This window comes from Pararhodobacter sp. CCB-MM2 (genome assembly GCF_001691415.1).
In the GTDB taxonomy this organism is placed as follows: Bacteria; Pseudomonadota; Alphaproteobacteria; order Rhodobacterales; family Rhodobacteraceae; genus Pararhodobacter.
This window is the reverse complement of the sequence record NZ_LRRR01000003.1, coordinates 218,199-230,588: the sequence shown is the minus strand read 5'-3', so window position 1 is coordinate 230,588 and position 12,390 is coordinate 218,199. Positions and strand designations below refer to the sequence as shown.

General features: G+C 67.1%; 12 protein-coding genes. 2 read left to right on the top strand and 10 right to left on the bottom strand.

Going from position 1 to position 12,390, the window contains the following annotated elements:
* Positions 1–15: 15 nt before the first annotated feature.
* Positions 16–888, top strand: coding sequence for a dihydrodipicolinate synthase family protein (locus BCY78_RS05960; RefSeq protein WP_068299212.1), 873 nt, complete (start codon positions 16–18; stop codon positions 886–888).
* On the opposite strand, the gene BCY78_RS25180 is transcribed toward BCY78_RS05960, so the two are convergent.
* Positions 878–1,081: a hypothetical protein gene (locus tag BCY78_RS25180; RefSeq protein ID WP_139103092.1), complete on the bottom strand. Its 204-nt coding sequence runs from the start codon at positions 1,079–1,081 to the stop codon at positions 878–880. The genes BCY78_RS05960 and BCY78_RS25180 overlap by 11 nt on opposite strands.
* 182 nt (positions 1,082–1,263) lie before the next feature.
* Positions 1,264–3,714, bottom strand: coding sequence for an FAD-dependent oxidoreductase (locus BCY78_RS05955; RefSeq protein WP_068299209.1), 2,451 nt, complete (start codon positions 3,712–3,714; stop codon positions 1,264–1,266).
* 37 nt (positions 3,715–3,751) lie between these two features.
* On the opposite strand from BCY78_RS05955, the gene BCY78_RS05950 reads away from it, so the two are divergent.
* Positions 3,752–4,093 carry a hypothetical protein gene (locus BCY78_RS05950; protein ID WP_139103091.1) on the top strand — a complete coding sequence of 114 codons (342 nt, stop codon included), beginning with the start codon at positions 3,752–3,754 and terminating at the stop codon, positions 4,091–4,093.
* Between the two features lie 7 nt (positions 4,094–4,100).
* Here BCY78_RS05950 and BCY78_RS05945 read toward each other — a convergent pair whose 3' ends face one another.
* From BCY78_RS05945 to BCY78_RS05910, 8 genes are all read right to left on the bottom strand, one after another.
* Entirely contained in the window at positions 4,101–5,036 is a 936-nt protein-coding gene (locus BCY78_RS05945) for a LysR substrate-binding domain-containing protein (RefSeq protein ID WP_139103090.1), read from the bottom strand.
* Positions 5,037–5,420: 384 nt separating this feature from the next.
* Positions 5,421–6,188 (bottom strand): SDR family NAD(P)-dependent oxidoreductase, encoded by a 768-nt coding sequence (locus BCY78_RS05940; RefSeq protein ID WP_068299200.1) that lies wholly within the window; start codon positions 6,186–6,188, stop codon positions 5,421–5,423.
* Positions 6,181–7,035 (bottom strand): hypothetical protein, encoded by an 855-nt coding sequence (locus BCY78_RS05935; RefSeq protein ID WP_068299198.1) that lies wholly within the window; start codon positions 7,033–7,035, stop codon positions 6,181–6,183. Before BCY78_RS05935 ends, BCY78_RS05940 begins: the two co-directional genes overlap by 8 nt.
* Positions 7,035–7,835, bottom strand: a complete 801-nt coding sequence (locus BCY78_RS05930) for an SDR family NAD(P)-dependent oxidoreductase (RefSeq protein WP_068299196.1) — start codon at positions 7,833–7,835, stop codon at positions 7,035–7,037. Before BCY78_RS05930 ends, BCY78_RS05935 begins: the two co-directional genes overlap by 1 nt.
* A gap of 34 nt (positions 7,836–7,869) precedes the next feature.
* Positions 7,870–8,760: a hypothetical protein gene (locus tag BCY78_RS05925; protein WP_083194844.1), complete on the bottom strand. Its 891-nt coding sequence runs from the start codon at positions 8,758–8,760 to the stop codon at positions 7,870–7,872.
* A gap of 4 nt (positions 8,761–8,764) precedes the next feature.
* Positions 8,765–10,372 (bottom strand): acyl-CoA synthetase, encoded by a 1,608-nt coding sequence (locus tag BCY78_RS05920; protein ID WP_068299193.1) that lies wholly within the window; start codon positions 10,370–10,372, stop codon positions 8,765–8,767.
* Positions 10,369–11,544 carry an acetyl-CoA acetyltransferase gene (locus BCY78_RS05915; protein WP_068299189.1) on the bottom strand — a complete coding sequence of 392 codons (1,176 nt, stop codon included), beginning with the start codon at positions 11,542–11,544 and terminating at the stop codon, positions 10,369–10,371. Before BCY78_RS05915 ends, BCY78_RS05920 begins: the two co-directional genes overlap by 4 nt.
* A 32-nt stretch (positions 11,545–11,576) precedes the next feature.
* Positions 11,577–12,377 carry an IclR family transcriptional regulator gene (locus tag BCY78_RS05910; protein ID WP_068299372.1) on the bottom strand — a complete coding sequence of 267 codons (801 nt, stop codon included), beginning with the start codon at positions 12,375–12,377 and terminating at the stop codon, positions 11,577–11,579.
* Between the last annotated feature and the right edge of the window lie 13 nt (positions 12,378–12,390).

Genomic DNA, 12,390 nt, shown 5'->3' with positions numbered 1-12,390 from the left:
AAGGAGACCACGACCATGGCCGATCTGAGCGGCGTCAACCTTGCCATGCAGACCCCGTTCGACGCGGACGGGGCCATTGATTTCGCGCTTCTGGAACAGCTGATCGAGGCCTATGTCGCCGCCGGCGTCCAGGGTCTGGTGCTGGGTTCGGGGACGGGACAGCATCCCTATCTGACCGAGGCCGAATGCAACGCGCTTTACGAGGCCGGGATCCGGCAGATCGCCGGGCGGGCCCATGTGATCTGCCAGACCTCGGCCCTGAACATGGACGAGGTCCTGCGCCGTTCGCGCCATGCCGAGAAGGCTGGGGCGGATGCGCTGATGATCCTGCCGCCCTATCTGGAGGGGCCGGGCGACGAGGACGGGCTGTTTGACTTCTACCAGAGCATCGATGCCGCGATCGGCATCGATATCGTCGGCTACAACATCCCGCAGGCGACCGGCATCACCGTCTCGGTGCCCCTGCTCAAGCGACTGAGCGGGCTGCGGAATTATCGCTACATCAAGGACAGCGGCGGCGATTTCACCACGCTGCAGGAATATCTGCAGCTGGATATCGGCGTCTTGAACGGCTGCGACACCCTGACCTTCCCGGCGCTGATGGCCGGTGTGAAGGGGCTGATCTGGGGCGGTGCGAACTTCATGCCGCGCGAGGCGGTCGCGTTGCACGCGCTGGTGGCCGCGGGTGATTACGCGGCAGCGCGGGATCTGTGGCAGCGGATCCTGCCGTCGCAGCTTTATATCTGGCGCAACGCCTATGCCCCCGCCGTCCTGCATGCGGCGCATCTGCGCGGCTTCGGCAGCGGCCATGTCCGCCGCCCGCTGCGCGACCTCGGCGCTGCGGATGCCGTCGCACTGCGGGCCGCGATGGCTCCCCTCATGGATTGAGACCTGCGCGCGGCCAGATCACTGGTCGCGCGACCATCCCATTCGGTAGACGCGACCGGCCGTAGGTCACCAGATTGACCTGTCCCATCAGCTTACTGCGCAGGCCGGTCTCGTACTCCGCTTCGGTGAAGCGCGAGAGCGGGGCAAAGGCACCGGCGCCTGCCGTGCAGATGAGCGCATCAAACTCGCCCACGGCTTCGAACAGAGATTTTAAGAATGCGCTGTCGGCAAGATCCGCGCGCAGATCTCCCGACGTCCGACCGACTCGAACAACCTAGTGCCGGGGCAGTACTGCAGCGTGAACCGCGCGACCGATGGTGCCGTCCGCGCCGAACAGGAGACTGTCCCGGGCTTCCTCCTTGGCGTCGGCTCGATTCAGGCGCGCATTCTGCTGGACCGCGGATCGTACATCGGCGTGAGGCTCGCTTCGGCGTCGACGACTTGGCCGGCGATCTCGATCTGATAGCGCGAGGCCATCATCGCCTCGGGCGCTTCGCCGGCCTCAAGGCAGGGCACATAACCCATGCCGATGGCGCCGCCGAGCGCATGGCCGTAATTCCCCGAGGACAGCTGGCCGACGATCTTGCCGTCCCGCAGGATCGGCTCGTTGTGGAAGAGCAGCGGTTGCGGATCAGTCAGTCGGAACTGCACCAGACGCCGGCTCAGCCCCTCATCGCGCTTGCGCAGCACCGCCTCGCGGCCGAGGAAATCGCCCTTGCCCGTCCGCACCGCGAAGCCGAGGCCGGCCTCCAGCACATGATCCTCATCGGTGATGTCGTGGCCGAAATGGCGATAGGCCTTCTCGATCCGGCAGCTGTCCATCGCGTGCAAGCCGCAGAGTTTCAGCCCCATCGACTCGCCCGCCTCAAGCAGCGTCTCGAACACATGCGCGGCCTGATCGGTCGAGACATACAGCTCCCAGCCCAGTTCCCCGACATAGGACACCCGATGCGCACGGGCGAGACCCATGCCGATCTCGATCTCGCGCGCGGTGCCGAAGGGATGGGCCTCATTCGACAGATCGGCGGGCGAGACAAGTGACAGCAACTCGCGCGAGCGGGGGCCCATTACCGGGATCACCGCCTCGCCCGCGGTCACATCGGTGATAACGGCAAAGGCCTCGCCCAGATGCCGCCGCAGCCAGGCCAGGTCGCGCTGCAGCGTCGCGCCGGGGACGACCAGCAGGAAGGCGGTCTCGGTGAGGCGCGTGACGGTCAGGTCGCTCTCGATCCCGCCCTTCGCGTTCAGCATCTGGGTGTAGACGATGCGGCCTTCGGGCACGTCCATGTCATTGGCACAAAGGCGTTGCAGGAAGGGCAGGGCGTCCCGACCCTCGACCCGGATCTTGCCGAACGAGGTCATGTCGAGAAGGCCCACGCCCTCGCGCAGGGCCATATGCTCGGCGCGCTGGTTGTCGAACCAGTTCTGCCGCTGCCAGGAATAGCGATACTCGCGCTCCTGCCCGGGATTGGCGAACCAGTTCGCGCGCTCCCATCCCGCGACCTCGCCGAAGACCGCGCCGCGGGCCTTCAGCGCCTCGTGCAGGGGCGAACGCCGGACACCGCGCGCGGTGGCCATCTGGCGATAGGGGAAATGGTCGGCATAGAGCAGGCCCAGCGTCTCGGTCACGCGCTCTTTCAGGTAGCGGCGGTTCTTCTGGAACGGCTGGGCGCGGCGAATGTCGACGTCCCACAGATCGAAGGGCGGCTCGCCGTCGTTCATCCATTGCGCCAGCGCCATGCCCGCCCCGCCCGAGGAGACGATGCCGATCGAATTATACCCGGCCGCGACCCAATACCCGCGCAGCTCGGGCGCCTCGCCGAGGTAATAGCGGTCGTCGGGGGTGAAGCTTTCCGGGCCGTTGAAGAAGGTATGGATTCCGACCTTGCCCAGCATCGGCATTCGCGCCAGCGCCTGTTCGAGGATCGGCTCGAAATGGGCGAAATCCTCGGGCAACTGGTCGAAGCAGAAATCCTCGCGGATGCCGTCCATGCCCCAGGGCTTGGCCACGGGCTCGAAGGCGCCGAGCAGGATTTTCCCCGCGTCTTCCTTGTAATAGGCGCATTCGTCCGGCACGCGCAGCACCGGCAGCTGGGTCAGTTCCGGGATCGCCTCGGTGACGATGTAGAAATGCTCGCAGGCATGCAGCGGCAGGGTCACGCCGTTCCGCGCCGCCAGATCGCGCCCCCACATGCCACCGCAATTGACCACCAGGTCCGCAGCGATATGCCCGGTCTCGCCGCCGCTCTCCCAATCGACGCCGGTGACGCGGCCCTCGGCCTGCGTGACGCGCGTGACCTTCACCTGCTCGACGATCTGCGCCCCGCGCGCGCGGGCGCCCTTGGCCAGAGCCAGCGCGATATTGGCCGGATCGGCCTGCCCGTCGCCCGGCAGATGCACGCCCGCCACCACGTCGCGCGGCTCCAGATGCGGATAGAGCGCCTTCACCTCGGAGGGCGTCAGTGCGTTCACCTCGACGCCGAAGGCGCGCGCAAGGCTCGCCTGCCGCAGGATCTCCTCGCGCCGTTCCTTGGTCAGCGCGACGGTCATCGAGCCGCATTGCCGGAAGCCGGTGGCAAGGCCCGTCTCGGATTCAAGCTTGCGGTAGAGATCGGCGGAATACTTCGCCAGCCGCGTCATGTTCTGCGAGGCACGAAGTTGACCGATCAGCCCCGCCGCATGCCATGTCGTGCCTGAGGTCAGCTGCTTGCGCTCCAAGAGCACGATGTCGCGCCAGCCAAGGGCCGCGAGGTGATAGGCGACCGAGCACCCCGAGATGCCGCCGCCGATGATGACGACGCGGGCCTGTTGGGGAAGGGAGGACATGGGCGACTCCGGGCAAGTGGGATGCCGATCAGAGAGCATGGCGGAAATGAAAAATCAAAGACATTTTTCATCATTGAGAAATATTGACCATAGAAACGCAGATGCGTGCCTGTCTTCTTTGTCTTTCAAGGCCCGGATCGGCATAGCAGCCCCAAGGCCGGGCAGCGATGAACGCGGACTGATCCAGCGTGCGGCCAACCGAACCGCGATTGGCACCAGCGGAAGCGGCCTGACCGAGGCGTTGCTGTCGCCCGCCCTGAGCGGCGCGTTCGAGATGGTCAAATCGGCCTTCGCGCCGCATTCCTCCAGCGGCCCTTGGCGCAACGCCGGAGACATGCCCGCCGTGGTGATCTGGGTCGTCTTAGCGCCGATCTACTGAGCGTCCCTCAGCTTTCGGCCTCCCAGTCGCGCTGGATCGCCGCGCCCTCGGCGGTCAGCCAGTCGCGGAAATGCCGCGCCATGGGTGACAGCCGCATGCCCTTGGAGGCAACCAGATGAAACCCTCGTCCGGTGGTGACGGCCTCGGACACCGGGCGGATCAGGCTACCTTGTCGCCTTTGATGGTCGGTCATCCCCAGCCAACCCAGAGCGACCCCCTGACCATCGACCGCACAGGCAATCAACGCCTGCTGGTCATCGAAGGTCAGACGGTCCTTCACTTTGCCCAGCGGTCGGCCCAGATGATCGAAGAACCGCCGCCAATCGTCCCGCTCGCGATCCCTCTCGCGCAGGAACAGAAGGTCCGCCGTAGCGATGTCCTCCAGCGTCGCCGGGCGGCCGAGCGCGGCGAAATGGTCGGGCGCACAGAGAGGGAAATAGACCTCGTCAAACAATCTCCAGGCGTCAAGATCGGGCCAGTCCGCATGGCCGAGCCGGATGGCAAAGTCCGCGCCCTCGGCCGCTGGCGTCACATCGCGCGAGACGATGCGGATGCTGAGATCCAGGTCCGGGATTTGCGCCCGCAGACGCGGAAAGCGCGGCAGCAGGAAATTCGCCGCCGCCGAGGAAGACAGGCACAGCGTGACGAGGTTGCCATCGGCGCGATGGGCGATCTCGGCCAGGCCCGCTTCGATGCTGGCGAAACCCTCACCCACCGCGCGGGCGAGGGTCCGGCCGTCCTCGGTCAGCACGATGCCACGGCCGCGCCTTTCGAACAGGCGACGCCCGAGATGCGCCTCCAGCTCGCGGATCTGGTAGGAAATCGACGGCTGCGTCACGTTCAACTCGCCCGCGGCGGCCTGAAAGCTGCCGCGCCGCGCCACGGCTTCGAACACGAACAACGCCATCGGGGACGAGATCTGGCGGCGGATGCTGGAAGTCACGATGCGATCCCTCGGTGGCGACGTCCAAGGATCTTAGCCGCCGCGTCTCGGAACCCCAACAGCGACCAGGGGCGATTGCATCCCGTCAGGGGCATCAATCGGTGCAAGGGCTATCGCAATCCCGGCACCCGTTCAGCATTCCATGAGGCGAAAGCTTCGGTTTCCCCAAGGCGCGTAAGCCAGTCGCCCGCGTCGGACATGTCGAAGAACGGGTAATCCGTCGAGAGCACGGGCCGGTCTATGCCCGGAACATCCCGAACGACGCGATAATGGGGCAGAGGCGGAAGCCCCGTTCCGCCTGCACCGCAACAGGTTGCTGCAGGTCGGTGGACGGCGACGGGCACTCATGGCGGCGTGCCAAGGCAATGTTGCAACAAAGCCCGGTCAGAGCCCCCTTGCTCGCGCATACTCGGCGTAGGGCTTGCCGTTCCCCACGAGGAATCCTGCATCCACGTCAAGGCTTGTTCCCGTGCACATCAAAGAGCCCGTGCCCGAGAAGAACAGGACAGCCTTGGCGATGTCATCGGGCATCACCCAGCGGCCCAGTGGCATCAGGCTCGCGGTAACGGCGCGGTCTTCCTCGGTGGTCATGCCCTCGACCAACGGTGTCAGAACCGGGCCCGGACAGATCGCGTTGACACGGATGCGCTTCGCCGCCAGCTCGAAGGCTGCGTGGCGGGTGAGGCCCAGCATCCCGGCCTTCGACGCCGAGTAATCCGGTCCGCCGTGATAGGACATGCGCTTGCCCGCGATCGACGCGACATTGACGATCGATGGATGTGCGGATTGCGCCATCAGTGGCACCGCCGCCTGAATGCAATTCAACGTCCCTCCCAGATTGACGGCAAAGGTCTGGTTCCAGGCCTCGAGCGTCATGCCCATCAGCCCGTTCGGTCGCCCGATGCCGGCGTTGTTCACCAGCACGTCGATGCCACCGAAAACCTCGGCAACTTCGGCCATCGCGGCGAAAACGCCCTCGCGATCCGTCACATCAACGGGCAGGTCGATGCGCCGATCGCTGACAGAGCGGGTCATCCCCAGATCGAAGGCGGCGACGCGGGCGCCGGCCTCGGCAAAGGCCTCGAGCACGGCGGCACCGATACCGCGGGCGCCGCCGGTCACGACGATGGACAGGTTCTCGAAATTAGACATCACGGGTCTCCAGATGGCGTGCGAGGCAGGCGGCGGCCTGCTGGACGGTTTGCCCCTCGGTCAGGCCGAGGGTACGGGCGGGGTCGTTGACCCAGGACAGGAGGCCGTGCTCCCAAGCGTCATGGGCATTGCCGATCTCGGCCGAGAGATGGCTGTAGCTGGCCGCCGGGATGCCGGCCTCGCCCAACCGGCGCAGACCGAGACGCCCGGCATCCTCGCGCCCGCCGCCGGCATCATTGGCGAGGGCCGCGCGGCTGCCGATCCCCAACAGATGCGCGCCTGTGACGGCCGCGCCGTGCGAAGCAACGATGGCCACCCCGGCGGCATGCGCCGCATCAAGGAAGGACACCGTGTCCGCCAGCCAGATCGGCTGGCCGTGCAGCGTGGCGATACGGGTCACCGGCGCGCGGGCGGTGGCGGCGCTGACCGAACGCGCCATGCGGTCCATCGCGTCCATCACGCTCATGCCCGGCGTGACACCCGCGGCGCCGGCCAACCGGTTCAACCGCGAGATCCGGCCGTTCTGCACCGCGTCCTGACCATCGCCGATCCGCGCCGTCGCGGCGTCGGTGGTGCAGGCGGGAATGCCGAAGGCCTCGTAGACCAGAAGGCCCGCCACGCCACAGTCGTTCTTGCCGATGCCCGCGTCATGGAAGATCGCTGCGCGCGGGGTGAAAGGCAGGGTCAGGCGTGCCGCCATCGCCGAGCCATGCGAACCCGCGATCAGGAAGCAGCCGCGATCGGCCTCGGTCAGGGAAGACCCCGAATCCATGACGAGGACCGAGCCCCAGTCGCGCGCCAGTTCGAAACGGGCGCCCAGCGCGGTCACATGGTCGAACTCGCCCATCAGCTGATCCGTGCGGCCAACCCGCCATCGACGCAAAGCGCCACGCCGTTGATGTACTTCGCCTGATCCGAAGCGAGGAAGATCGCGGCGTTCGCAACATCCCAGGCATCGCCCATCTTGCCCGTCGGGCTCATGGCGTCGCGCGCGGCGATCTGCGCTTCGAAATCGCCGAAGGTCTCGGCCATGCCCTTGGTGGTGCTAATCAGCGGCGTATGGATCAGGCCCGGCAGCACGGCATTCACGCGGATCCCCTCGCGCGCATGGCGGACGGCCAGCGCCTGGGTCAGGTGGTTCACCGCCGCCTTCGAGGCGTAATAGGCCGGCATGTCGTAGCCGGCGATCCGCATCCCTGCCAGCGACGAGATGTTCACCACCGCCCCTTTCCCGGCCGCGATCATGTGCGGAAGGACATGCTTGCAGGCGAGGAACACGCTTTTGACGTTGACGTTCATCGAGCGGTCCCACAGAGCTTCGTCCAGCTCCAGCGCGCCGCCGATCTGGGCGATGCCGACGTTGTTGTGCAGGATGTCGATGCGGCCGAAATCAGCCATCACCCGCGCCACGACCTCGATGATCTGCGCCTCCGACGCGACATCCGCCGCCAGCGCCAGCGCGGTGCTGCCCTCGTCGGTGATGATGCCGGCAGTTTCCTCGGCCGCTGCGCGGTTCAGGTCCACGCAGACCACCTTGGCCCCTGAGCGGGCATAGGCCACGGCCGCGGCCTTGCCATTTCCCCAGCCTTCCCCGGACGAGCCCGCACCGAACACCAGCGCGACCCTGTCCTTGAGATCGATAATCATGTCCGTTCCTCCCTTGAGCGGACGAGACGGCGCGTCACAGGGCGACGGCCAGAACCTCGAATGTCACCAGAACCGGCCCCTGGCCGGCTTTCAGTTGGCCACGATGGATCACCCCCCAGGGATCCACGCAGGCGAGCGGCAGATGTGCCGTGCCGTCAGCCTCGACCCGGCAGCCGGGCAGAAGCAACACCTCGGACAGGGGCGAGGTCATCGGGGCTGTGTCATCGAACCCCGCGCCGATCAGGCTGCCGAGGCCGATCACCTCGGCCCGCGCCAGACCCGCCGTGCGGCAGACTTCGGACAGTGCCGCGTGCAGATCCTCATGCGGGCGGATGGTGATGAGCGCGGCATTCGCAGCCTCGACCGGCGTCAGCGCATGGGGCGCGAACAGGGGGAATCCCGTCTCGGCATCCGGCGCGACCTCGAGCCGCGCGCCGTGGATCAGATGCGCCTCGACCCGATGCGCGGCGCCGATGAGGCAGCGATCGTTGAGCAGATGGCCCATGCGCGGCGTCTCGCCTTCGGACCAGAGGGCATGGGTGTGCAGGAACCACGCGCCGTCCTTGCACCCGACCGAGGCCGTCGCGCGATCCAGCCGGATCCCCTGCGACACATGCGTCTCGCTGTACCAGGCGGCGTGGCTGTCATCGGCGGGGCCGTCGGGCATGACCCAATCGGCCTGCGACAGCGTCAGCCCATCCAGCACCACACTGGCGCCATCGGCCCCGGCTTCTTCGACCGCGCGGGACAGGGCGTCGAGCAGGGTCACGCCCGCGGGCAGGTCCAGCGCGACTTTGCTGACGCGGCAGGGCAGGGCGGTGACGCGCGGCTCCAGTCGGGGCCCGGGATGCTGCACCCAGTCGCGGCTGTCACCGCCGGGCATCGGCACCGCATCGGGGATGCGGGGCGGGGGAAGATCACGCATGCGCTCAGGCCCCCGCCGGGCTGGGATCGGGGATCAGGCCACGCGCGGTCAACTCCTCGCGCACCAGCTTCTTGGTGATCTTGCCGTAGGCGGTCTTCGGCATCTCGTCGAGGAAGACGAAATAGCTGGGCAGCTTGTACTTGGCGACCCGGCCGTCGAGATGCTGGCGCAGCGCCTCTTCGGCCAGCGCGGTGCCGGGTTCGGCCACGCAGACACAGAGGCCCACCTCGCCCCACCGCAGGTCCGGCACGCCGAGGATGGCGACTTCGGACAGGCCGGGGAAGGTCAGCAGAACTTCCTCGATCTCGCGCGGATAGACGTTCGAGCCGCCCGAGATGTACATGTCGGACGCGCGCCCGGTGATATACAGGAACCCCTGCGGATCGGTATGGCCGAGGTCTCCGGTGCGGAACCAGCCGTTGCGGAAGCTCTTGGCATTGGCGCCGGCGTCATCGTCATAACCGGGGAACACCGCCGGGCCGACCACGCAGATCTCGCCCGTCTCGCCGGGCGACAGGATGCGCCCCTCGTCGTCCTGAATGGTGATCTGGATGCCCGTGCGCTCGACCCCGCAGGTGCCGGGGCGGGACTCGGGGCCGTCGGACAGCGTGTGATCCTCGGGCCGCAGCACGGTGATCGCGCCGGTGACCTCGCCCAGCCCGTAGTATTGCACCAGCACCGAGCCCAGCGTCTCCAGCGCCCGCTTCTGATCGGCGCGGTACATGGGCGCGCCGGCATAGACCACCTGCTTCAAGCTGGAATGGTCGTGATCCGCGACCGACGGATGCTCCACCAGCATCTTCACGATGGTCGGCACGGTGAACATGTTGGTCACCCGCCAATCGGCCACGGCTTTCCACGCCACGGCCGGATCGAAGCGGCCCTGCGGCAGGATCACGCTTTTTGCCCCGGCGGCGATCTGCGCCATCTGATGCGCGGCGGCGCCGTGGCTCAGCGGCGCAACCACGAGGCTCGCGTCCTGTAGCCCCAGCCCCGGCATCAGGTCGCTGATGTGGTTGAGGATGGTGAAGGTCAGCTGGCCATGGGTCAGCGCCACCGCCTTCGGCCGCCCGGTCGAACCCGAGGTGAAGAACAGCCAGCAGGTGTCATCCCGCTCGACCTCGGCATTGCCGGGATCCTGCCCCAGATGCCGGGCGACCAGATCCTCATAATCCAGCGCGCCGGGCAGACCACCGATGGCGACGACATGGTCGACCATGGCACGACAGGCCTCGGCATGGCCGGGGAAGCCGGTTTCCACGAACAGCGCCCGCGCACGGGACTTGCCGCATTGGAAGGCGACCTCGTCGGGGCTCTGGCGGAAGTTGGCGGGGGCCCAGACAAGGCCCGCGCGGAACACCGCCATCATGATCTCCAGCATCTGATGGTTGTTGGCGGATTGCACCAGCACCCGGTCGCCGCGCTGGAGGCCCAATTCGCCTGTCAGGGCGGCGGCGAGGGCACTGACGCGGGCGTCGAATTCGGCCCAGGTCCAGGTGCGACCGTCATAGACGATGGCCACGGCATCCGGCTGGCGCCGCGCGTTGCGCGTCAGGAAATAGGCGATGTTCGGCACCCGGGTCGAGCTGGGCCAGGACAGAGAGGCCGTCATTGCGTGCGCTCCAGGATCGAGGTGTAGTTGGCCACGGCCGCGCCGCCCATGTTGAAGACGCCCGCTTTGGTCGCGCCCTCGATCTGCATCGCGCCGGCCTCACCGGCGAGCTGCATCGCCGCCATCACATGCATCGACACGCCGGTCGCACCCAAGGGATGGCCGCGCGCCTTCAACCCGCCCGACGGGTTCACCGGCAGCCGTCCCTCACGGGTGGTCACGCCGTCACGGATGAGGCGATGCCCTTCGCCGCGCGGGGCGAGGCCCATCGCCTCGTATTCCAGCATCTCGGCGATGGTAAAGCAGTCATGGGTTTCAACGAGGTCGAGATCATCAAGCCCCAGACCCGCCTCGGCCAAGGCCCCGGCCCAGGCCTGCGCCGCACCCTCGAAGACATAGGGGGCCTCACGCCGAGACAGGGCCATGAAATCATTGGCCTGCTTGCGGGCGCGGAAGCGGATCGCGCGTTTCGCACCCTGCGCCACGTCGTCCACCGCCAACACCAGAACCGCCGCCCCGTCCGAGATCGGCGAGCAATCGGTGCGCCGCAAGGGGCCGGCGACCAGCGGGTTCTTGTCGCTGACCGTGTTGCAGAAGTCGAAGCCCAGATCCTTGGGCATATGCGCCAGCGGGTTCAGCGTGGCGTGGCGATGGTTCTTGGCGGCGATCATCGCCAAGGCATCGGACTGATCGCCGAAACGCTGGAAATAGCTCTGGGCGATATGGCCGAAGACGCCGGCGAAACCGGGGGTGAAATGGCCTTCCTCGGGCGTGTAGCTGCCGTGGATCATCAGCGCGGCGGCATCCGCAGGCGGCAGGGTCGTCATTTTCTCGACGCCCACGACCAGCGCGACACGCCCGCGCCCCGAGGCGAGGAAATCCAATGCCGAATACAACGCGGCGGAGCCAGTGGCGCAGGCATTCTCCAAACGCGCCGCCGGCACATGGCGCAGCGCGGGCACGGCCATGCCGACGAGACCGGCCTCGAAGCTCTGGGGGACAAAGCCGCTGTTGTAGGTCCCGAGGAAGATGCCATCCACCTCCGACGCGTCGACGCCGGCATGGTCCAGCGCGGCGGGGACGGTGGCGGCGATCAGGCCCTCGGTGTCAGGGATGTCCAGCTTGCCGAACGGGCTGTGCGACCAGCCGATGATTGAGGCTTCCTGAGCCATGCGAATTTCTCCTCCGGATAGGTGTGGCGCGATCAGGCGCCGGGTGCTTTGGCGGCCGGACGCGCTGGCGCCTGCAGCCGAGTTTCGATGCGCGCAACCTCGCGGCGCAGCATCCGCGCCAGTTCGGGCTGGCGCTCGGGTGTCATGCGGCTGTCGATCGCAGCGATGGACAACGAGCCGAGAACGGTTCCGCCGGGCCCGAGGATCGGCAGGCCGATCGCCCAGGAATTGGCGACATACATGCCGGGATTGACGGTCCAGCCGCGCTCACGCGTGGCGGCCAGCTCGGTGCGCAGGAAGGCGTCGTCGAACAGCGGATACTTGCGCTCGATCTCTTCGCGGGTCTGGGCAAGGACGAACTCCACGTCCTCGTCAGGCAGGGCGGCCAGCATCGCCATCGCGCCGGCTCCCACGCCCAACGGGTGGCGCGCACCGGGCTGCAGCACATGGGTACGGATCGGGAAATCGCCTTCCTCGCGGTGCAGGCAAACCGAATGCGAGCCGCTGCGCACCGAGACGAAAGCGCTGTCGCCACTCTCGGCCGCCAATGCGATCACGCCGTCCATCGACAGGTCCAGAAGGTTGTGCCGGCGCGAGGCCATCGCCCCCAGCACCAGACATTCGGGGCCGGGGAAATAGCCGCCACCCGGCGCCTGCTCGACATAGCCGGCGCGGATCAGGGCCAGCATGATTCGCCGAATCGTCGGTCGGCTGAGGCCCGTTTCCTTCGTCAGGACGGGCATCGGCACCTCAGCCCCGCCCTGCCCCGCGACCAATGACAACAACGCCAAGGCGCGATCGATGCTCTGACTTCCGCTGGCAGCTTCCGACATGATGTCCACTATA

Excerpts from the sequence above, each read along its gene's own strand:
- BCY78_RS05950 (WP_139103091.1), top strand. The coding sequence starts at position 3,752 with ATGGCGGAAATGAAAAATCAAAGACATTTTTCATCATTGAGAAATATT.
- BCY78_RS05955 (WP_068299209.1), bottom strand. The coding sequence starts at position 3,714 with ATGTCCTCCCTTCCCCAACAGGCCCGCGTCGTCATCATCGGCGGCGGC.
- BCY78_RS05925 (WP_083194844.1), bottom strand. The coding sequence starts at position 8,760 with ATGCGTGATCTTCCCCCGCCCCGCATCCCCGATGCGGTGCCGATGCCC.
- BCY78_RS05940 (WP_068299200.1), bottom strand. The coding sequence starts at position 6,188 with ATGTCTAATTTCGAGAACCTGTCCATCGTCGTGACCGGCGGCGCCCGC.
- BCY78_RS05960 (WP_068299212.1), top strand. The coding sequence starts at position 16 with ATGGCCGATCTGAGCGGCGTCAACCTTGCCATGCAGACCCCGTTCGAC.
- BCY78_RS05930 (WP_068299196.1), bottom strand. The coding sequence starts at position 7,835 with ATGATTATCGATCTCAAGGACAGGGTCGCGCTGGTGTTCGGTGCGGGC.
- BCY78_RS05920 (WP_068299193.1), bottom strand. The coding sequence starts at position 10,372 with ATGACGGCCTCTCTGTCCTGGCCCAGCTCGACCCGGGTGCCGAACATC.
- BCY78_RS05935 (WP_068299198.1), bottom strand. The coding sequence starts at position 7,035 with ATGGGCGAGTTCGACCATGTGACCGCGCTGGGCGCCCGTTTCGAACTG.
- BCY78_RS05910 (WP_068299372.1), bottom strand. The coding sequence starts at position 12,377 with ATGTCGGAAGCTGCCAGCGGAAGTCAGAGCATCGATCGCGCCTTGGCG.
- BCY78_RS05915 (WP_068299189.1), bottom strand. The coding sequence starts at position 11,544 with ATGGCTCAGGAAGCCTCAATCATCGGCTGGTCGCACAGCCCGTTCGGC.